This is a genomic window from Sphingomonas changbaiensis NBRC 104936 (genome assembly GCF_000974765.1).
In the GTDB taxonomy this organism is placed as follows: Bacteria; Pseudomonadota; Alphaproteobacteria; order Sphingomonadales; family Sphingomonadaceae; genus Sphingomonas_B; species Sphingomonas_B changbaiensis.
In genome coordinates this window covers 26,351-44,250 of sequence record NZ_BBWU01000028.1, presented here as the reverse complement: position 1 = coordinate 44,250, position 17,900 = coordinate 26,351, and the positions used below count along the sequence as shown (strand labels likewise).

General features: G+C 68.5%; 16 protein-coding genes and 1 pseudogene. 13 read left to right on the top strand and 4 right to left on the bottom strand.

Annotation, left to right across the window (positions count from 1 at the left end; translation table 11 throughout):
• Nucleotides 1-45 precede the first annotated feature (45 nt).
• Nucleotides 46-1,767 (bottom strand): fatty acyl-AMP ligase, encoded by a 1,722-nt coding sequence (locus tag SCH01S_RS06690; protein WP_046348015.1) that lies wholly within the window; start codon nucleotides 1,765-1,767, stop codon nucleotides 46-48.
• Nucleotides 1,768-1,928: 161 nt separating this feature from the next.
• Between SCH01S_RS06690 and SCH01S_RS06685 the strand changes: the two genes are divergently transcribed.
• The 4 genes and pseudogenes from SCH01S_RS06685 to SCH01S_RS16060 all read left to right on the top strand — a co-directional run.
• Nucleotides 1,929-2,486 (top strand): regulatory protein RecX, encoded by a 558-nt coding sequence (locus SCH01S_RS06685; RefSeq protein WP_046348014.1) that lies wholly within the window; start codon nucleotides 1,929-1,931, stop codon nucleotides 2,484-2,486.
• Between the two features lie 82 nt (nucleotides 2,487-2,568).
• Entirely contained in the window at nucleotides 2,569-3,159 is a 591-nt protein-coding gene (locus tag SCH01S_RS06680; RefSeq protein WP_084689435.1) for a cold-shock protein, read from the top strand.
• 71 nt (nucleotides 3,160-3,230) lie between these two features.
• Nucleotides 3,231-3,632 carry an NADH:ubiquinone oxidoreductase subunit NDUFA12 gene (locus SCH01S_RS06675; protein ID WP_046348013.1) on the top strand — a complete coding sequence of 134 codons (402 nt, stop codon included), beginning with the start codon at nucleotides 3,231-3,233 and terminating at the stop codon, nucleotides 3,630-3,632.
• A pseudogene (locus SCH01S_RS16060) lies at nucleotides 3,629-4,060 on the top strand (DUF2155 domain-containing protein); the annotation flags it as partial. The gene SCH01S_RS06675 and the pseudogene SCH01S_RS16060, both read left to right, overlap by 4 nt.
• A gap of 35 nt (nucleotides 4,061-4,095) precedes the next feature.
• Here the strand turns inward: SCH01S_RS16060 and aat are convergent.
• The gene (gene aat, locus SCH01S_RS06670) at nucleotides 4,096-4,821 is read right to left on the bottom strand and encodes a leucyl/phenylalanyl-tRNA--protein transferase (protein WP_046348012.1); all 726 of its coding nucleotides are present in this window, start codon (nucleotides 4,819-4,821) and stop codon (nucleotides 4,096-4,098) included.
• Between the two features lie 136 nt (nucleotides 4,822-4,957).
• Here aat and SCH01S_RS06665 point away from each other — a divergent pair, with 136 nt between their 5' ends.
• The 7 genes from SCH01S_RS06665 to SCH01S_RS06635 are packed head-to-tail and all read left to right on the top strand — an operon-like array spanning nucleotide 4,958 to nucleotide 10,582.
• A complete protein-coding gene (locus SCH01S_RS06665; RefSeq protein ID WP_052733820.1) occupies nucleotides 4,958-5,305 on the top strand; it encodes a VanZ family protein in 348 nt (115 codons plus the stop codon).
• A 33-nt stretch (nucleotides 5,306-5,338) separates the two neighbouring features.
• Nucleotides 5,339-6,409: a CgeB family protein gene (locus SCH01S_RS06660; RefSeq protein WP_046348011.1), complete on the top strand. Its 1,071-nt coding sequence runs from the start codon at nucleotides 5,339-5,341 to the stop codon at nucleotides 6,407-6,409.
• Nucleotides 6,409-7,158 (top strand): sugar phosphate nucleotidyltransferase, encoded by a 750-nt coding sequence (locus SCH01S_RS06655; protein ID WP_046348010.1) that lies wholly within the window; start codon nucleotides 6,409-6,411, stop codon nucleotides 7,156-7,158. The genes SCH01S_RS06660 and SCH01S_RS06655 overlap by 1 nt, the downstream gene beginning before the upstream one ends.
• Nucleotides 7,148-7,900, top strand: coding sequence for a PIG-L deacetylase family protein (locus tag SCH01S_RS06650; protein ID WP_052733819.1), 753 nt, complete (start codon nucleotides 7,148-7,150; stop codon nucleotides 7,898-7,900). The genes SCH01S_RS06655 and SCH01S_RS06650 overlap by 11 nt, the downstream gene beginning before the upstream one ends.
• Nucleotides 7,873-8,913 carry a glycosyltransferase gene (locus tag SCH01S_RS06645; protein WP_046348008.1) on the top strand — a complete coding sequence of 347 codons (1,041 nt, stop codon included), beginning with the start codon at nucleotides 7,873-7,875 and terminating at the stop codon, nucleotides 8,911-8,913. Before SCH01S_RS06650 ends, SCH01S_RS06645 begins: the two co-directional genes overlap by 28 nt.
• Nucleotides 8,910-9,659, top strand: a complete 750-nt coding sequence (locus SCH01S_RS06640; RefSeq protein ID WP_046348007.1) for a class I SAM-dependent methyltransferase — start codon at nucleotides 8,910-8,912, stop codon at nucleotides 9,657-9,659. The genes SCH01S_RS06645 and SCH01S_RS06640 overlap by 4 nt, the downstream gene beginning before the upstream one ends.
• Nucleotides 9,656-10,582, top strand: a complete 927-nt coding sequence (locus SCH01S_RS06635) for a GNAT family N-acetyltransferase (RefSeq protein ID WP_052733818.1) — start codon at nucleotides 9,656-9,658, stop codon at nucleotides 10,580-10,582. The genes SCH01S_RS06640 and SCH01S_RS06635 overlap by 4 nt, the downstream gene beginning before the upstream one ends.
• Here the strand turns inward: SCH01S_RS06635 and SCH01S_RS15760 are convergent.
• The gene (locus SCH01S_RS15760) at nucleotides 10,579-11,193 is read right to left on the bottom strand and encodes a PilZ domain-containing protein (RefSeq protein WP_052733817.1); all 615 of its coding nucleotides are present in this window, start codon (nucleotides 11,191-11,193) and stop codon (nucleotides 10,579-10,581) included. The genes SCH01S_RS06635 and SCH01S_RS15760 overlap by 4 nt on opposite strands.
• A gap of 140 nt (nucleotides 11,194-11,333) precedes the next feature.
• On the opposite strand from SCH01S_RS15760, the gene SCH01S_RS06625 reads away from it, so the two are divergent.
• Nucleotides 11,334-13,334, top strand: coding sequence for an autotransporter assembly complex protein TamA (locus SCH01S_RS06625; protein ID WP_046348116.1), 2,001 nt, complete (start codon nucleotides 11,334-11,336; stop codon nucleotides 13,332-13,334).
• On the top strand, nucleotides 13,334-17,476 hold the full coding sequence (locus tag SCH01S_RS06620) for a translocation/assembly module TamB domain-containing protein (protein WP_046348006.1): 4,143 nt from the start codon (nucleotides 13,334-13,336) through the stop codon (nucleotides 17,474-17,476). Before SCH01S_RS06625 ends, SCH01S_RS06620 begins: the two co-directional genes overlap by 1 nt.
• On the opposite strand, the gene tolA is transcribed toward SCH01S_RS06620, so the two are convergent.
• Complete coding sequence (tolA, locus tag SCH01S_RS06615) at nucleotides 17,473-17,898, bottom strand: cell envelope integrity protein TolA (RefSeq protein WP_046348005.1); 426 nt, start codon at nucleotides 17,896-17,898, stop codon at nucleotides 17,473-17,475. The two genes, SCH01S_RS06620 and tolA, sit on opposite strands and share 4 nt — an antisense overlap.
• Nucleotides 17,899-17,900 lie beyond the last annotated feature (2 nt).

Genomic DNA, 17,900 nt, shown 5'->3' with positions numbered 1-17,900 from the left:
GACCCGAATTAAGCCCTGATCGTTAGCAATGCGTAAGCAGGCCGTTCAGGCGGCGAGCGGCTGGATTTCGCCCGACAGATAGAGGTTGCGCGCCTTGGCGCGGGAGAGCTTGCCCGAGCTCGTGCGCGGCAGCGTGCGCGGCGGCACGAGCTCGACCACGCAGTTCATGCCGGTGATGCTGCGCACCTTTTCACGGATCGCGTCGCGCAGGCGGGCGCGCTCTTCCAGGTCGGACGTGCGGCACTGGACCAGCACCGCCGGCGTTTCCTCGCCGCCCGGCGTGGTGATCGCGAAGGCGGCGATGTCGCCCGCCTTGAAACCCGGCAATTGCTCCACGGCCCATTCGATATCCTGCGGCCAGTGGTTCTTGCCGTTGATGATGATCATGTCCTTGGCGCGGCCGACGACGTACAGATAGCCGGCCGACAGATAGCCCATGTCGCCGGTGTCGAGCCAGCCGTCGACCAGGCAGGCGTCGGTCGCTTCCGGATCGCGGAAATAGCCGACCATCACCGACGGACCCTTGCACCAGACCTTGCCGATTGCGCGCTCGGGAAGGGCGCCGCCATTCTCGTCGCGGATTTCGACGGTCATGTCCTTGGCGGGGCGGCCGCAATTGACGACCGCGCGGAAGCGCTGCGGCCCGTCATTGGCGGCGATGCCGCCGGCCAGCTCGGTTTCTTCCACCAGTTCGACGACGATGCCTTCGCCCGGCGGCATGATGGTGACGGCCAGCGTCGCCTCGGCCAGACCGTAGCTCGGCAGGAACGCGCTCGCCTTGAAGCCGGCGTCTGCGAAGGCGTCGACGAACGACTGCATCACGTCCGGCCGGATCATGTCGGCGCCATTACCGGCGAGCCGCCAGCGCGACAGGTCGAACCGGTCCGATGCGCGGGTCTGGCTCGACATGCGCCTGGCGCAGATGTCGTAACCGAAGGTCGGCGAGTAGCTGATCGAGGTGCCGGGATTACGGCTGATCAGGTCCAGCCACGCCAGCGGGCGCCGGGCAAAATCCTCGGTCTTCAGAAAATCGACGGAAACCTGGTTGGCGACCGGCGACAGCATGCAGCCCACCAGGCCCATGTCGTGATACCAGGGCAGCCACGAGATGCAGCGGTCGCTGTCCTGCAGCTCCATGCCGTGGGAATGAGCCGACAGGTTGTTGAGCAACGCGTGGTGCGTGACCGCGACGCCGTGCGGAAAGCGGGTCGAGCCGCTTGAATATTGCAAATAGGCGATGTCTTCCGGTTGCGCCTCTGGCAGCGGCGCACGGGGAGCTGCCGCTTCGCCGAAGGACTCCCACGAAGTGGCGGCGACGCCGGCTTGGCGCGCGGCTTCCTCGGCCATGTTCGCCAGCTCTTGCGGGTAGATCAGCATCACCGGATCGCAGCTTTCGAGCTGCACCTTCAGCTGGTCGACATAGGCTGACGCGCCGCCGAACGAGGTCGGCAGCGGCAGCGGCACCGGCCACGCGCCGGCATAGACAGTGCCGAAGAACAAAGCGGCGAAGTCGGGTCCGGTCTCCGCGATCAGTGCAATGCGGTCACCCGGCGCGATGCCGCGTCCGATCAGTCGATAGGCGTGCGCCAGCGCGTCGTGGCGAAGCTCGGAATAGGGATAGGCGCGGGCGAGCGAGCCCCGGGCGTCGCAGAAATTGAATCCGCGGACCCCGCGCGCAGCGTAGTCGAGGGCTTCGGTGAGAGTCGCGAAATCGGAAAAACGGCGCGGCAGCGCATCGTCCGTCGGCGTGGCGTTCAAATCCGTCATTTCGTTCGCGTACGACCCTGATTTCCGTGCAACGGGCGCTTGCATCATCGCGAGAAGCCCTTTTCCCTTGCCTCAGTTCCCCCGCCGTTAGACATCAACGCGCATGAGGCTCTGCGATCTTTGCTCTTTATTCGCTGCCGCGGTCAAAATCGGACCTGAGTGTGGCACAAACGTGGCGTAGCCGACCGACCGATCCCGACGCAAGACGGACGCGACCGCTGGATCCTGCCGGGCTCGAGCGGATCGCGCTCCGCTATGTCGAGCGCTACGCCACCACCCGCGCGAAACTGGCCGGCTATCTGGGGCGCAAATTGCGGGAGCGCGGCTGGAGCGGGGAGGGCACGGCCGAGGTCGATGCGCTGGTCAGCCGATTCGCCGAGCTCGGCTATGTCGACGACGCGGCATTTGCGAGCGCCCGCGCGGCCGGACTGACGCGCCGCGGCTATGGGCTGCGCCGGGTCTCGGCCACGCTGAAGGCCGCGGGCATCGACGCGGACGACGCGGCGCCGGCCGAAGCCGCCACGCGCGAGCAGGCCTGGGAGGCCGCTCTGGTCTTTGCCCGGCGCAGGAAAATCGGTCCGTTCGCACCGGCCGTGCCCGACCGCGCGGCGCGCGAAAAAGCGTTCGCGGCCCTGCTGCGCGCCGGCCACGACGTCGCGGTCGCGCGCCGGATCGTCCAGTGCGGACCGGGCGATGTCCCGGAAATGGACTTAGGTTAACACATGATGAATCTTTGTTTCGATTCTGCGACGATTTCCGCTATGCTGTGAACACGCACTTTGGGGGTTAAGTCGCGTGACGATGGAGACGATTGCAGCATCGGTTCTCGATGCGCCCGCCGAGCACGGTTGGGCAGGCGATGCGCTGTCCGGCCAAGTGCATGAACTTGAGCGACATTCCGGCACCGTCAAATGGTTCGATGCGACCCGCGGCTTCGGCTTTGTCGTCGCCGACGGTGATTCGGGCGACGTGCTGATTCACTTCTCGGTGCTGCGCGATCATGGCCGTCGCAGCCTTCCCGAAGGGGCCCGAGTCGAATGCCTGGCGGTGCGCCGCGAACGCGGGCTGCAGGCCCGGCGGCTGCTGAGCTTCGATCTCAGCACCGCGACCGGCCCCGATCTCGATTTGTTGAGCGCACCGCGCGATCGCGTCGACCCGCTGGAGCTTACCGACAGCGCCGGGCTGCCGGAGCCGGTCAGGGTCAAATGGTTCAACCGGCTGAAGGGATACGGCTTCCTGATCCGCGACTCCGACAGTGCCGACGTGTTCGTGCACATGGAGACGTTCCGGCGCGCCGGAATCCTGGAAATCGAACCCGACCTGCCGCTGACCGCCCGCATCGCGGAGGGGCGGAAGGGACCGCTCGCGGTTTCCGTCACGGCGCGAATCTAAACCCGCTCCCCGGTGGAGAGAGGATTAGAATAGCCTTCCTTCTGCGCGCCGCGCCCGCTAAACGCGCGCCTATGGGTCTCATCTCTTCCTTCTTCACCTGGTGGAACGGCGCCACCTGGGGCACCTGGATCTACACGCAACTGCGCGGCGCCAAGGTCGGCGAAGACGGCTGGGGGAACGTCTATTTCGAGGCGAAGAAGCGGGATTCCTACGGCGTCCGCCGCCGCTGGGTGATCTATAGCGGCTCCAACGACGCCAGCCGCGTGCCGCCCGAATGGCACAGCTGGTTGCACGGCCAGGCCGAAGACGTGCCCGACAGGGCGTTGCCGCCCGCGCGTCCCTGGCAAAAGCCGCCGATTCCGAACCTGACGGGCACGCACCAGGCCTATCGCCCGCCTGGGGCGCTGGAGGCCGGTGGTATTCGCCCTGCCTCGACCGGCGACTATGAGGCGTGGAGCCCCGATCAGGCATGAACCGCTGGATGATCGCCGGCGGTGCGGCCGTGCTGCTTGCAATCGGCGGCGCCGCGGTCGCGCTGCAGAACGACACCACCGCTCCGGTTTCCACCGACGCGCCAAAAGCTGCACCATCTCCGGCGGCGACCCGCAAAGCCGCCCCGGCGCCGGCCGCGAGCGAAGCGCCACCCGTGACGGCCAAGGAAACGCCGATGAACCAGCGGGTCGCGGTGCTTGGCCTGCTCAACAAGCGCAACGGCGTCTCGCGCGACCTCACGATGAAGCCGGGCCAGGCAGTGCGGGTCGGGGACGTGATCGTGCGGCTGCGTGCCTGCGAGACGACCGCGCCCTGGGAAGCGCAGCAGCTGACCGGTGCGTTCGTTCAGGTCGACGTGCAGGGCTTCGACAAGAAATGGCGCCGGGTCTTTTCCGGGTGGCTGTACAAGGAATCGCCGTCGCTGAACGTGGTCGAGCACCCGATCTACGACGTCTGGCCCAAGAGCTGCACGATGACGCGGCCGGAAATCGGGCCCGATACGGTGCGCGTTTCCTCAGCCTCGATATCGTCGGGCACGGCGGCAGCGAAGCGGTCGAGCGCGCCGAATTCGGCTCCGGTGCCGACGCCGGCGCCATCTCCCAGCGCCTCGCCGAGCAACCCGACGTAAGTGTCGCGCGGCACCTCGATCGCGCCGAGTGACGCGAGGTGGTCGGTCAGGAATTGGCAGTCGAGCAGCCGGTAGCGGCCGACTCGCAACCGCGCGACCAGATGCGCCAGCGCCACTTTCGAGGCGTCGCGAGCGCGCGAGAACATGCTTTCTCCGAAAAAGGCGCCGCCCAGGCTGACGCCGTAAAGACCGCCGACCAGGCGGTCGTCCTGCCAGCATTCGACCGAATGGGCGTGGCCGCGCGAGAAGAGCTCATTGCAGGCCTGCTCGATCTGCGGATTGATCCAGGTGCCCTGCGCGCCGATGCGCGTCTCTGCGCAGGCGGCGATCACGCGGGCGAACGCGCGATCGGCGGTGACCGTGAAGCGATCCGACCGGATCACCTTGGCGAGCGACCGCGACAGGTGAAAGCCGTCGAGCGGAAGAATGCCCCGCATCGCCGGCTCGACCCAATAGACATCCCGCGCCCGACGGCTATCCGCCATCGGGAAAATCCCGGCGGCATAGGCGCGGAGAAGGAGGTTGGTGTCGAGAGGGTGCATCGGAAGACAATAGCCACTCCTCCCCGGAACGGGGAGGGGGCCGGCTCGGGCGATGGTGGTGGCCGGACGGAGCACTCCCCATTCCGATGGTTAGCCGCTAAGGCGCCTCTGCCCGCCCTCAACTCCGGACCTGCCCGTGCAACGCCTCTTTCGATACGCCTTCTGGTTTGCCGTCGCCGCCACCCTGTTCTTCGCGCTTCGCAAAGTGACGGTCGTGATTCCGGCGAGCGACAAGAGCCAGCATGCGGTGACGTTCGCGGTTTTGACGGGCCTTGCCGCGATGGCCTATCCGCGCGCGCGGCTTTGGGCGGCGGCGTTCGCGCTTTCAGGCTTTGGCGCGCTGATCGAATTCCTGCAGCCCTATTTCGAACGCGACCGCGATTACCGGGACTGGATCGCCGACACGATCGGCATTCTGGTTGCCTTCGCCATCGTTTTCGCGGCGCGCAAGCTTCTGTTGCGAGGGCGGAACTCTCCGCTTTGATCCCTCGTTACGCGGCGGAAAGGATGCCGCGTAATGAAGCTCGTGATCTTCGGCCTGACCGTCAGCTCGTCCTGGGGCAATGGCCACGCGACGCTCTGGCGCGGGCTGATCCGGGCCCTGGTGGCGCAAGGGCACGAGGTCATCTTCTACGAGCGCGACGTGCCCTGGTATGCGGGCCATCGTGACCTGACCGAATTGCCGGGCGCGCAGCTCGTCATCTATTCGGACTGGCAGGATGTCGTTGCGCGGACGCAGGAGTTCCTCGACGCCGACGCGCTGTTCGTCACCTCGTATTGCCCCGATGCGGTCGCCGCGAGCCGCCTGATCGCCGACAAGGCGCGCGGCGTGCGCGTCTTCTACGATCTCGATACTCCGGTAACGCTGGGCCGTCTCGCTGCCGGCGAGGAGGTCGAGTATCTGCCGCCTGAGAGGCTGGGCGGCTTCGATCTGGTGCTGAGCTATACCGGCGGCCCCGCGCTCGACGCGCTCGAACGGCAGCTGGGCGCGCGCCGCACAGCGCCGCTCTATGGCCATGTCGATCCGGCGGTTCACCGCCCGGTCGAGCGGCAGGCCATGTTCGGCGGCGACCTTTCCTATCTCGGCACCTTCGCGGCCGATCGGCAGGCGCTGGTGGAAGGGCTGTTCCTGGAACCGGCGCGGCGACGACCCGATCGGCGCTTTGTGCTCGGCGGGTCCGGTTATCCGCAGGATTTTCCCTGGACGGACAATATCTATTTCATGCGCCACGTCGCGCCGCCCGATCACCCGGCCTTCTTCTGCTCGTCGCGCGCGACGCTGAACGTCACCCGGCGCGACATGGCCGCGATGGGCTGGTGTCCCTCCGGCCGGCTGTTCGAGGCGGCCGCCTGCGGCGCCCCGATCCTGTCTGATAATTGGGATGGGCTGGACGCTTTCTTCACGCCGGGAGAGGAGGTACTGCTGGTCTCCGAACCCGAAGACGTGCTCGCCGCACTCGATCGTGACGATGCCGAGCTGCGGCGGATGGCGGCGCGCGCCCGCGAGCGGACGCTGGCCGAGCACAGCTCCGCCGAACGCGCGCGCGAGCTGGTCGGCTTGCTCGAAACCGCGCGGGAGTTCGCCTGATGTGGGGCATCATTCCCGCCGCCGGCAACGGCACGCGCATCCAGCCGCTCGCCTTTTCCAAGGAACTGCTGCCGGTCGGCAGCCGCATCGACCCGAACGGCGTCGAGCGGCCCAGGGCGGTGAGCGAATATCTGATCGAGCGGATGGTGAAGGGCGGGGCGACGAAGATCTGCTTCGTAATCTCGCCGTCGAAGTCGGACATTGTCAGCTATTATGGCGGCGGCATCGGGCGGGTGGATACGGCGTTTGTCGTCCAGCCCCAGGCGGCCGGCCTGTGCGACGCGCTGTTCCGCGCCTGTCCGCTGGTGGCCAGGGACGAGCCGGTGCTGATCGGCCTTCCCGACACGATCTGGTTTCCGGACGACGGCCTGGCGCGGCTGCCGGACGACGGCTTGTCTTTCCTCTGCTTCCCCGTCGACCGGCCGGAGCTGTTCGACGCCGTGGCCATGGACGGGGATGGCGCCGTCGAGGAAATCCAGGTGAAGCAGGAAGGCGCGCGCTCGAATTGGGTTTGGGGTGCGTTCAAGATGCCGGGCCACGTGTTCCACGATCTCTATCGCCTGTGGTGCGAGCCGGGCCGCGGCGACGAATATATCGGCACGCTGGTCAACGCCTGGCTCGCGCGGGGCAATCGCGCGGTGGGCGTGAAGGCGGGCGAAAGCTATGTCGATGTGGGCACGCTCGGCGGCTACCGTTCTGCGATCCAGTTGCTTGCCCGCACCGGCGCGCCGGCCATCCGTGCAGCCTGACTTTGCGACGCGTCTGGCGTCGGGCGAGCGGATCGAGGAGCCGGTCGCGATCGTCGTCGCGCACCCGGACGACGAGAGCCTCTGGCTGGGCACTGTGCTCAACCGGCTGTCGAACGCCACGCTGATTCACCTGACCGACGGCGCGCCGCGGGATATGCGCGATGCCGCTCGGCTCGGGTTCGACACGCGCGCAGCCTATGCGAGTGCGCGGGCCCGCGAGCTGGACGCAGCGCTGGCGGCGCTCGGCGCTGCGCCGCGGCGGCTCGCCTATCGCTTCGTCGATCAGAACCTCGTCTTCCGGGTCGCCGAGCTCATCGAGCGATTGCGCGGGGACCTCGCCGGGATGCGCGCCGTCATCACGCATCCCTATGAAGGCGGCCATCCCGATCATGATGCGGCCGCGCTGGCCGTTCGCGCGGCCTTCCCAGGCGAGGTCATCGAGTTCGCCTGCTATCATTTGGCCGACGGCGAGCGCGTGTTCGGCCGCTTCTGGCCCGATCCGCACGCGCTCGAGCACAGCCGGCTGCTCGGCGCGGAGGAGCAGGCGCGCGTGGACGAGGCCATCCGGGCGCATGCGACGCAGCAAGAGGTTATCGGCGGCTGGCGTCCGACCGAGGAGCGGTGGCGCCGTGCCCCGCGCTACGACTTCACGGCCGTGCCGCCGCCCGGTGCCGCGCTCTACGACGGCTTCGGCTGGGCCCTGACCTCGGCCGAATGGCGGAAGCGGGCCGCGTCATGCTGACCGTGCTCAGCATCGGGTATCCGTTCGCGCCGGTGACCGCCGATCCGGCAGGCGGGGCGGAGCAGGTGCTCGCGCAGCTCGATCGAGCGCTGGTCGCGGCCGGCCACCGCTCGATCGTGATCGCGCCCGAGGGCTCGTACGTGGCGGGCGACCTGCACCTGGTGCCAGCCGTCGAGGGCGACATTGGCGACGCCGCCAGGACCCAGATCTATGCCTTCGTGCGTGATCGGATCGCGGCGGTGCTCGCGGAGAACGAGGTGGACCTGATCCACTATCACGGTCTCGATTTCGACGCCTATCTGCCCGAAAACGCGGTTCCGCAACTCGCGACCATGCATCTGCCGATCGCCTGGTATACGGACGCGGCGCTCCGCTCAGGTGTCCGGCTGCTGCCTGTCTCGCGCGATCAGGCCTCCCGCGCGCCGGCGGGACTGCAGCTGTTGTCGCCCGTTGAGAACGGCGTCGATCTCAACCGCTACCATCCAGCAGGGGCGCGCGGCGATTATGCACTGACGATCGGCCGGATCGCGGAGGAGAAGGGCTTCCACGACGCCATCGCCGCCGCGCGCCGCGCCGTGGTGCCGCTGGTGCTGGCCGGACGTCTATACCCGTATCCGGAGCATCGCCGTTATTTCGAGACGCAGGTCGCGCCCGCGCTCGATGAGGCGGTCCGCTGGGTCGGCGCTGTTTCTGGAGACCCCAAGGCGAAGCTGATCGCCGAAGCGCGGTGCCTGCTGGCGCCTTCGACGGCCCCCGAGACGAGCTCGCTCATCACTATGGAAGCGCTCGCCAGCGGCACGCCGGTCATCGCTTATCGTTCGGGCGCGCTGCCGGAGGTGGTCGAAGACGGGGTAACAGGCTTCATCGTCGATGATGCAGCGGGCATGGCGGACGCGATCGGCCGACTAGACGAGATCGACCCTGCCGCCTGCCGCGCAGCCGCCGAGGCGCGTTTCTCCGCCGCCCGCATGACCGATGAATATCTGCGTCTCTATCGAGAGCTGGCGGCATGACGTCGCCACAGATCGCGCTGGTGCGCCTGTTGTTCGAAGGCGCGCCGCTGCCGGAAAGTGGGCCGATTGCCGACCTCGCCCGCGCGCATCCCGAACGCATCGAGCAGGCGCGGGCGCTTGTCGCGGCCGGGCTCGATCCGCCCGCCAGCATTGCGGGCGCCCGCGCGCTGTTCGACCGGCTCGCCATCGAGGCGCCGGAGGCCGGCGTCGCGCTTTATTCGCTCGGCGAACCTGAATTGCTGGATGCCGCGACTTCGGAACTGATCACAGTGGTGGCGCAATGGCATCCGCTTGCCGGCCAGGACGTACTCGATTTCGGCTGCGGAATCGGGCGTGTGGCGCGGGCGATGGCGGAGCGCGGCGCCAAGGTGATCGGGCTCGATGTGTCGCCTGCAATGATCGACGAAGCGCGAAGGCGGGGCGGCTCGCCCCTTTACATGGTCGGCAACGGCGAGGGGCTGGACGGCATCGCCGACGCGAGCCTTGACCTAGTGCTCGCCGCCGACAGCTTTCCCTACCTTGTCGCGTGCGGGCTGCTCGACCGTCATGTCGCAGAGGCGGCGCGCGTGCTGCGCCCCGGCGGGTCGCTGATCGTGTTCAACTGGTCATACCGCGGCGATACCGCAGCCGATGCGGACGAGGCAGCCCGACTGGCGGACGCCCATGGCTTCGAGGTGCTGCGCTCGGGCGAGCGGCCGTTCGCGATCTGGGATGCGACCGGGTTCCAGCTGGTGCAGCGCCCATGATTCTCGGCGACGCTGCATGGGATCTGTGGCGCAGCGACAGCCGTGCGACGCCCTTCCAATCGCCCGCCTGGCTCAACGCCTGGGCTGCCCATCTGAGCGACCAGCCAATCTTTGTCGCACACGTCCCCGGCCGGGCGATGCTGCCGCTGTTCCTGTGGGATGATAACGGCGTGCGCAGGCTGGTGCCCGCGGGGGCCGGGCACAGCGATTATTGCGACATGGTCGGCGCGGCCGATGCCGTTCCCGAGTTGCTCGAGACCGTTGCCGCGGCGCCGTTCGCCTGGGACGAACTCATGCTTCCGGACCTGCGGCCCGATTCACCGCTGCTCGCGGCGCCGCCGCGCGGCTGGACCGCGACGGACGAGCCGCACGAGACCTGCCCGGTGTTGGCGCTGCCGCCCGGGCAGAAGCTGCCGACACTGCTGTCGAAGACCCAACGCCGCAAGCTGGCGCACGATCGCCACCGCGCCGCCGACGTGGCGGACCTGTCCGTCAAGCTGGCCGAGGCCGACGAGGTGCCCGACGCGATCGAGGCGATGTTCGCGTTGCACGCGGCGCGCTGGGCGGCAGTCGGTGAGCCGGGCGTGCTCGCCGACCCCCGTGTGCAGGCCTTCCACCGCGCGGCCGCTCCCGCGCTCGCTGAAGCCGGACTGCTCCGCATGGTCGTTGTTCGTCACGCCGGCCGCATCGGTGCAGTGCTGCTTGGCTTCTGCGATGCCGAGCGCTTCCACTCCTATATCAGCGGCGTCGATTTTGCGGTTCCCAGGCAAAGCTTCGGCACGCTCGCATTCGCCTGCCTGATCGAAGCTGCGATCGCCGAAGGGGCGCGCGAGTTCCATTTTCTACGCGGCGAGGAGCCGTACAAATATGATTGGGGCGCTGAGCCGGTCGTGACGGTGCGACGAACGCTGAGGCGCGTTTAGACGGGCGCCTTGTCCAGCCAGAGCTGGAACGCGCGCCAGGGCAGCGGCTTGTCGAAGCGGATGCCGGCAACATCGCCCTTGGTCCAGCGCAGCTCCGCATTGGTCGCGCCGACTCCCTCCAGTGAAACGACGATCGGCTCGCCGCGACGCAGCGGCTGGTCGGGGCGACAGCTGAGCCCACCGATCGAGATATCGACAATGTCGCCGAGGACCGGCTCGCCCTCGCCGATCAGCTTGACCGTCCCGCGGCGCACGAAGCGCGGCGCGCGCGGGCGGACGCGCAGCAGCGAGCTCCGCTCCTCGCGCAGCATCTGCTCGACATTGACCTCGGAGTCGAACTCGACGCCGGCCGCCATCGACTTCGCCCAGCGCACGATGCCCGTCATCTGCTTGTCGGACCTGAGCTCGACCGTCACGCGCTGATCGATCGCGGGCGGGTGCAGGCATTCGAACATCAGTCCGCCAGCGGAAAGATTGCGCACCACGCAGAGCTGGTCGCGACCACCCCATACCGTCCGGCCGACACGCAGCACGGAAATATGGCGGGCGCCGGTGCGGCGGTCGTCGTAATCGTCTTCCTGCGGGAAGGGGCGGGCAAGGGCAGTGTTCACAAGGGAGTCGCTAGCTTCAATCGCTTAAAATTCCGCTTAATGCCGCGGCGAGGATTGTGCCGGGTCCGGAACTGTCGCCAGCGGTTCGCGTTGCCCCAAAAAAGGGGTTCCGTTTGAAGGCGATCTGGTTTGCGGCAGCGATGATGGCGTGGGCGCCGAGTGTGCCCGCGCGCGCCCAGCCGCAGCTACCGCCGCCCGGCGACACGATCGTGCCCGACGCGGAGTTCGAGGCTGCATTGCCCAAGGTCGGCGACGATATCAACGCGCCGCTGGCGCCGCTGCAGTCGTTCGACACGCCAGCGCCGCCGCCACCCGATCCGGCGCTGAGCGCCCCGTTGCCGCCACTCTCGACGTTCGACGTCACCACGCCCGCCGAGCCGATCAAGGCGGAAGCGGTCGAGAGTGCCGCCGCCGTGCGCTACCAGGTCGCCGTCGAAGGGCTGAAACAGGTCGGGCTCGAAGGGCGCTTCCGTTCGCTGTCGGCGCTCGACAAGGGCGACGGCCAGGCGGCGAACGGCGCTGTTGTCACCGCGCGGGCACGCGAGGACGAGCGGCTCGCGGCGACCATTCTCCACTCCGAAGGCTATTACGACGCGGTCGTCACCTCCAGCGTCGAGCCGGCGCCGAACCAGCCGAATCGCGTCACGGCGACGATCAGCGCGGTGCCGGGTCCGCGCTATGCATTCGGCGCGATCGCGATCACCGGGCCGGCGACCGTGCCGCCCGGCATCGCCCGCGACGCGCTGAAGCTCAAGTCCGGCGACCCGATCATCGCCGCCGACGTGGAAGCCGCGGAGGCGAACGTGCGGCTGCGCCTGCCGCAGCAAGGTTATCCCTTCGTCGAGATCGGGCAACGCGACGTGCTGCTCGATCCGGCGACGCACCTGGGCGACTATACGCTCCCCGTCGATCCCGGCGCGCGCAGCAGCTTCGGCGGCTTCACGACCGAGGGCAAGCTGGCGTTCGGGGCGGACCATGTCGCGGTCCTGTCCCGCTTCAAGCGCGGCGATCTCTACGACAGCCGCAAGGTCGACGACCTGCGCGAGGCGATGGTCGCTACGGGTCTGTTCTCCAGCGTCGCGGTTGAACCGGTCGCGACCGGCCAGCCCGGGCCGGACGGCACCGAGCTGGTCGACCTGCGCGTGGTGGAGCAGGCGGGCCCGCCGCGCACGCTCGCCGCCCAGGCGGGTTACGCGACGGGCCAGGGCTTCACGCTTCGCGGCAGCTGGACGCACCGTAACCTGTTCCCACCCGAAGGCGCGCTGATCGTGGCCGGCGTGGCGGGAACGCAGGAGCAGGGCGCGACCGTCACCTTCCGCCGCTCGAATGCCGGCAAGCGCGATCGCACCGTCAATCTGGCGCTCAATGCTTCGCATCAGGATTATGCGGCCTATGAAGCGCTCACGGCGTCGCTGACCGGCAGCATCTCGCGCCAGTCGACGCCGATCTGGCAGAAGGTCTGGACCTGGAGCTACGGCTTCGAGCTGGTCACGACCGATGAAAAGCGCAGCGATCCGACCCGCAGGCGCGATGACGGCACTTATTTCATCGCGGCGCTCCCGGCGCAGATCGGGTACGACCGGTCCAACAATCTGCTCGATCCGACCCACGGCTTCCGCCTGGCCGCCCGCGTCAGCCCCGAAGTCTCGCAGCGCGCTCACGGCGCATTCGACCAATATGTCCGCGCCCAAGTCGACGGCAGCATCTATTACCCGGCAAGCGACAGCCTGACGATCGCCGGCCGTGTGCGGCTGGGCTCGATCGTCGGCGCGCCGCGCGACAGCATCGCGCCGTCGCGGCGGCTCTACGCGGGCGGCGGCGGTTCGGTGCGCGGCTATGGCTATCAGGAGCTGGGGCCACGCGACGCCAACAACGATCCGCTGGGCGGGCGCAGCCTGAACGAGTTCGCGCTGGAGGCACGCTACCGCTTCGGCAATTACGGAATCGTGCCGTTCATCGACGCCGGCCAGGTCTATCAAAGCAGCACACCCAAGTTCCGCGACCTGCGCTTCGGCGCCGGCATCGGCGGCCGGCTCTATACCAATTTCGGGCCGATCCGCGTCGATATCGCGACGCCGCTGAACCCGCGTAAGGGCGATGCCCGGTTCACGGCATACGTCTCGATCGGGCAGGCCTTCTGATGACCGCGCGGCGGATCGCGCTCTGGGCCGGCGGCATCGTTCTCGGGCTGGTGGTGCTGCTGGGGCTCGTGCTCGTCGGCCTCAACACCGATCCAGGCCGCCGCTTCATCGCCGACAAGATCGCGGGTTTCACCACCCAGTCGGGGCTGCATTTCCAGGTCGGGCGGATCGACGGCTCGATCTATGGCGAAATGGTGCTGCGCGATGTGCGGGTCAGCGACACCAAGGGCGTGTTCGCGACCGCGCCGCGCATCGAGATCGACTGGCGGCCCTTCGCCTATCTCAGCAATCACATCGACATTCGCTCGGCCGTCGCCCCGCTGATCACATTGAGGCGGCTGCCGGCACTGAAGCCGGTGCCGAACCAGCCGAACGCGCCGATCCTGCCCAATATCGACATCGATATCGGCCGGCTGAAGGTGGACCGGCTGGTGCTGGAGCCGCCGGTCTCCGGCCAGCGGCGCGTCGTCACGATCGAGGGCAGCGCGAAGATCGCGGACCGGCGGGCACAGGTCCGCGCCGATGCGGCGGTGCTGGGCGGCGGCGACCGGCTGAAGCTGGTGCTGGACGCGGTGCCCGACGACAACCGGCTCGCGATCGACGTGCGGCTGAACGCGCCGGCGGGCGGTGCGATCGCCGGCAGGGCGGGATTGAAGGCGCCGCTGGTCGCGCAGATCGGCGGCAAGGGCAGCTGGCAGGCCTGGAACGGGCGATTGCAGGCGGCGCTCGGCGGCGAACAGCTCGCCGATCTTGAACTGATGGCGCGGAACGGCACGTTCACGCTGCGCGGACCGACGCACCCTGGCCTGATCGCGCCCGCTGCCGCGCGGATCACCGCGCCGGTGCTGAACGTGGACCTGACCGCCGCTCTCGACAAGCGCATCGCCGACACCAAGCTCGCGCTCCGGTCCGACGCAATCGCGGTGGACGCGTCCGGCGAGATCGATCTGGCGCACAGCCGCTTCGGCGCATTCCGCGTCGACGCGCGGCTGATCCGGCCGGCGTCGATCGCACCGAACCTCAGCGGGCGCGCCGTTCGGCTGCAGATGATCCTGGACGGGCCGTTCGTCCGGCCGGCGGTCGATTACCGGCTGACCGCGGATGCGATCGGCTTCAACACGACGACCGTGGAGCGGCTGGTCGCAACCGGCCGGGCGCGCGTGAACAGCGATCGCATTCTGATTCCGGTCTCCGCAAAGGCGGCGCGCGTGACCGGGCTCAGCCCAAGCGTCGGCGGACTGCTCACCAACGTCTCGGTCGATGGCCAGCTCGCGATCAGCGGCGACACGATCCTGTCGAACAATCTTCGCATCCGCTCGCCCCAGATCGACGCGACGGCCGTCGTCGTCGCCGACCTGTCGAGCGGCGTCTACCGCGCCGGGCTGAAAGGGCGGATCAACAATTACCTGGTCCAAGGCGTCGGCATCATCGGCCTTACGACCGACGTGAACCTGGTTACGACCGCCAGGGGTTTCGCGCTGACCGGCCGCTTCGCCGCAGAGACGGTGCGGATCGACAATGGCAGCGTCCGCAACCTGCTCGGCGGCCACACCATCGTTACGGGTCGCCTGGCCTATGGGGATGGCGGCGTGGTGCGGATCACGCGGCTCCGCCTTGCCGCGCCCAAGCTGAAGATCAGCGACGGCGGCGGGACCTATCGCCCCGACGGCCGGATCGAGTTCCGCGCAAGCGGCGTCTCCGATCAATATGGTCCGCTCACCGTATTCGTCACCGGCACGGCCGCGCGCCCGCAAATCCGCCTCCGCGCCTCGCGCCCGAACATCGGCGTGCAGCTCAGCAATGTGGACGCGATCGTCCGCTCGACCGGCAATGGCTATGCGATCACGGCGACCGGCGGCTCGCCTTATGGACCGTTCAGCGCCGACCTGTTCGTCGCGACGGCCGGAGGTGGGCCGCTCGCGGTCGATATCCGCCGCGCGCACTTTGCCGGCATCGACTTCAAGGGACGCGTCACCCAGACCCGCGCCGGGCCGTTCGCGGGCCAGCTGAGCCTCGCCGGCTCCGGCTTCACCGGCACCGTGCGCCTGGGCGCGCAGGGGAGCGTGCAGACGGCGCAAATCTCCGCCCGCGCGACCGATGCGACGATTCCGTCCGATCCGCCGATCCGGATCGGACGCGCGATCATCGAGGCGCGGCTGGTGCTCTATGCCAGCGCCCCCCTGGTCGTGGCCGACATCCAGGCGGCCGGCGTGCGCCAGGGCCAAATGCTGATCCAGACGGCGCGCGCGCGCATCAACTATCAAGGCGGCCGGGGCACCGCGGCCCTGGTCGTGCACGGCCGCAGCGGCGCTTCATTCGATATCGCGGCCAACGCCGACCTCTCGCCCGGCCTCTACCGCGTCGCTGCGCAGGGCAAGGTGAACAGCATCGCCTTCCACCTCGCGCGTCCGGCAGTGATCCGGGCGCAGGATGGCGGCTACGCACTCGATCCGACGACAATCGTGCTTCCGCAGGGCGAAATCCGGCTGACCGGCCGCTATGGCCCGGGCATCGAGCTTCGTGCCCGCTTCGACAATCTCGACCTGTCGGTGCTGAACGCGTTCGCCGCCGGCGCGGGCGTCGGCGGCAAGGCGACCGGCAGCCTCGATTTCACCCAGACGGGCAATGCCTTCCCGCGCGCCGACCTACGCCTCAAGGTCGATAACTTCACCCGCTCCGGAGCCGCGGCCGTGTCGGAGCCGGTCGACCTTGACGTGCTGGGTACGCTCCGGCCCGAAGGCGGCGATCTGCGCGCGGTGATCCGGCGGGGCGGGCAGGCGATCGGCCGGTTGCAGGCTCGGCTGCAGCCGGTTGCCGCCGGCGGCAGCTGGACCAGCCGGTTGCTGGCCGCGCCCCTGTCCGGCGGCATCCGCTACAATGGCCCGGCCGATGTGCTCTGGTCGCTCACCGGCATCGCCGACCAGCAGCTGACCGGGCCGATCGGGGTCGCTGCCGATTTCGGCGGACGCGTCGACCAGCCGCAGCTGACCGGCGTCATCCGCGCCAATGCGCTCGGCTATGTGAACGAGACCTATGGCACCCGCATCCGCAACATCCGCCTGTCGGGCCGCTTCACCAACGACCGGCTGGAGATTGCGGAGTTCTCAGGCCAGGCGGGCGAGGGGACGATCACCGGCCGCGGCAGCATCGGCCTGTCTTCCGCGTCCGGCTATCCGATCGACGTCCGCGCTACGCTCGATCACGCCCGGCTCGCCCGGTCGGACGCGCTCGGCGCGACGGCAACCGGCACGATCCAGCTGACCAACAGCAAGGCGGCCGGGGCGGTGATCTCGGGCGACCTGCGGCTGCCCGAGGTTCGTTATCAGATCGTGCGGCAGGGCGCGGCCGAAGTCGCGGTGCTGGAAGGCGTCCGCCGCAAGGGCGCGCCGCCGCCTTCGACCGAGCCGGACGCGCCGCCCGCCCTGCCGGGCCTGTTCAAGCTCGACCTCAGGCTGCGCGCCGACAATCAGGTGTTCGTCAGCGGCATGGGGCTCGAATCCGAATGGGCGGCCGACCTGCGCGTGACCGGCACCAGCGCCGCGCCGCAATTGGTCGGAAGGCTCGATGTGGTGCGCGGCACCTACAGTTTCGCTGGCCGCCGCTTCGATCTCGACGACACCAGCCACGTCACGTTCGAAGGCGGCACGAACCCGGCGCTCGATATCCGCGCGACCGGCGAGGTGTCCGGCACGGCCATCACGATCGTCATCGGCGGGCGCGCGCAGGACCCGCAGATCAGCTTCAGCTCGACGCCGCAGCTGCCGCAGGACGAGCTCTTGTCGCGTGCGCTGTTCGGCGAGTCGATCTCGAGCATTTCGGCGATCCAGGCAGTGCAGCTCGCCGCCGCGCTCAACAGCCTGCGCGGCTCGGGCGGCGGCCTGAATCCGCTCGGCAAGCTCCGCTCCGTCGCCGGCATCGATCGCCTCCGCATCCTTGGCGCCGACGAGACGACCGGCCGCGGCACCGCAGTCGCCGCCGGCACCTACATCTCGAACCGCATCTATGTGGAAATCATCACCGACGCGCGCGGCTTCACGGCGACCCAGATCAACATCGCGCTGTCAAAGGCGCTCAGCATCCTGTCGCAGACCAGCTCCTTCTCCGGAACCAGCGTGGAGCTGAGATACCGGAAGGATTACTAACCGCGCAGCGCCGGGCTGAACGTCAGCTCGAAGCTGCTCCAGCCGAACGCGTAGAGTTCAGCCGGCAGGTGCAGCGGCGAGCAGCGGACGACGGATTCGATTGCCGCTGCGGCCATCTCGTCCGCGAACATCCGGTTGTCGGGCGTGACGCCGCTTTGCGACAGCACCGTCGGCACGCCGACCACATTTCCGTCCGGAGCATAGTTCACCGCCAGCTTCGTAGTGATCCGCCGTCCTTCGCCGAACACGCGCGGCGCGCGGTAACAGCGCTTCACTTGCGCGGCCGCGTCGGCGGTGGCCTTGGCGACCAGCTCGGCCGATGGCCGCTTCGGCGGGACATTGATGATCGCGGTCCCGGTCGGGGCGGCACAGGCACCGAGTGCTAAACCCAACCCGGCAACCAGGATGATCGTCCGCGCCATCG

Excerpts from the sequence above, each read along its gene's own strand:
- SCH01S_RS06640 (WP_046348007.1), top strand. The coding sequence starts at position 8,910 with ATGACGTCGCCACAGATCGCGCTGGTGCGCCTGTTGTTCGAAGGCGCG.
- SCH01S_RS06635 (WP_052733818.1), top strand. The coding sequence starts at position 9,656 with ATGATTCTCGGCGACGCTGCATGGGATCTGTGGCGCAGCGACAGCCGT.
- SCH01S_RS06660 (WP_046348011.1), top strand. The coding sequence starts at position 5,339 with ATGAAGCTCGTGATCTTCGGCCTGACCGTCAGCTCGTCCTGGGGCAAT.
- SCH01S_RS06625 (WP_046348116.1), top strand. The coding sequence starts at position 11,334 with ATGATGGCGTGGGCGCCGAGTGTGCCCGCGCGCGCCCAGCCGCAGCTA.
- tolA (WP_046348005.1), bottom strand. The coding sequence starts at position 17,898 with ATGGCGCGGACGATCATCCTGGTTGCCGGGTTGGGTTTAGCACTCGGT.
- SCH01S_RS06675 (WP_046348013.1), top strand. The coding sequence starts at position 3,231 with ATGGGTCTCATCTCTTCCTTCTTCACCTGGTGGAACGGCGCCACCTGG.
- SCH01S_RS06680 (WP_084689435.1), top strand. The coding sequence starts at position 2,569 with ATGGAGACGATTGCAGCATCGGTTCTCGATGCGCCCGCCGAGCACGGT.
- SCH01S_RS06690 (WP_046348015.1), bottom strand. The coding sequence starts at position 1,767 with ATGACGGATTTGAACGCCACGCCGACGGACGATGCGCTGCCGCGCCGT.
- SCH01S_RS06645 (WP_046348008.1), top strand. The coding sequence starts at position 7,873 with ATGGCGGAAGCGGGCCGCGTCATGCTGACCGTGCTCAGCATCGGGTAT.
- aat (WP_046348012.1), bottom strand. The coding sequence starts at position 4,821 with ATGCACCCTCTCGACACCAACCTCCTTCTCCGCGCCTATGCCGCCGGG.
- SCH01S_RS06620 (WP_046348006.1), top strand. The coding sequence starts at position 13,334 with ATGACCGCGCGGCGGATCGCGCTCTGGGCCGGCGGCATCGTTCTCGGG.
- SCH01S_RS06655 (WP_046348010.1), top strand. The coding sequence starts at position 6,409 with ATGTGGGGCATCATTCCCGCCGCCGGCAACGGCACGCGCATCCAGCCG.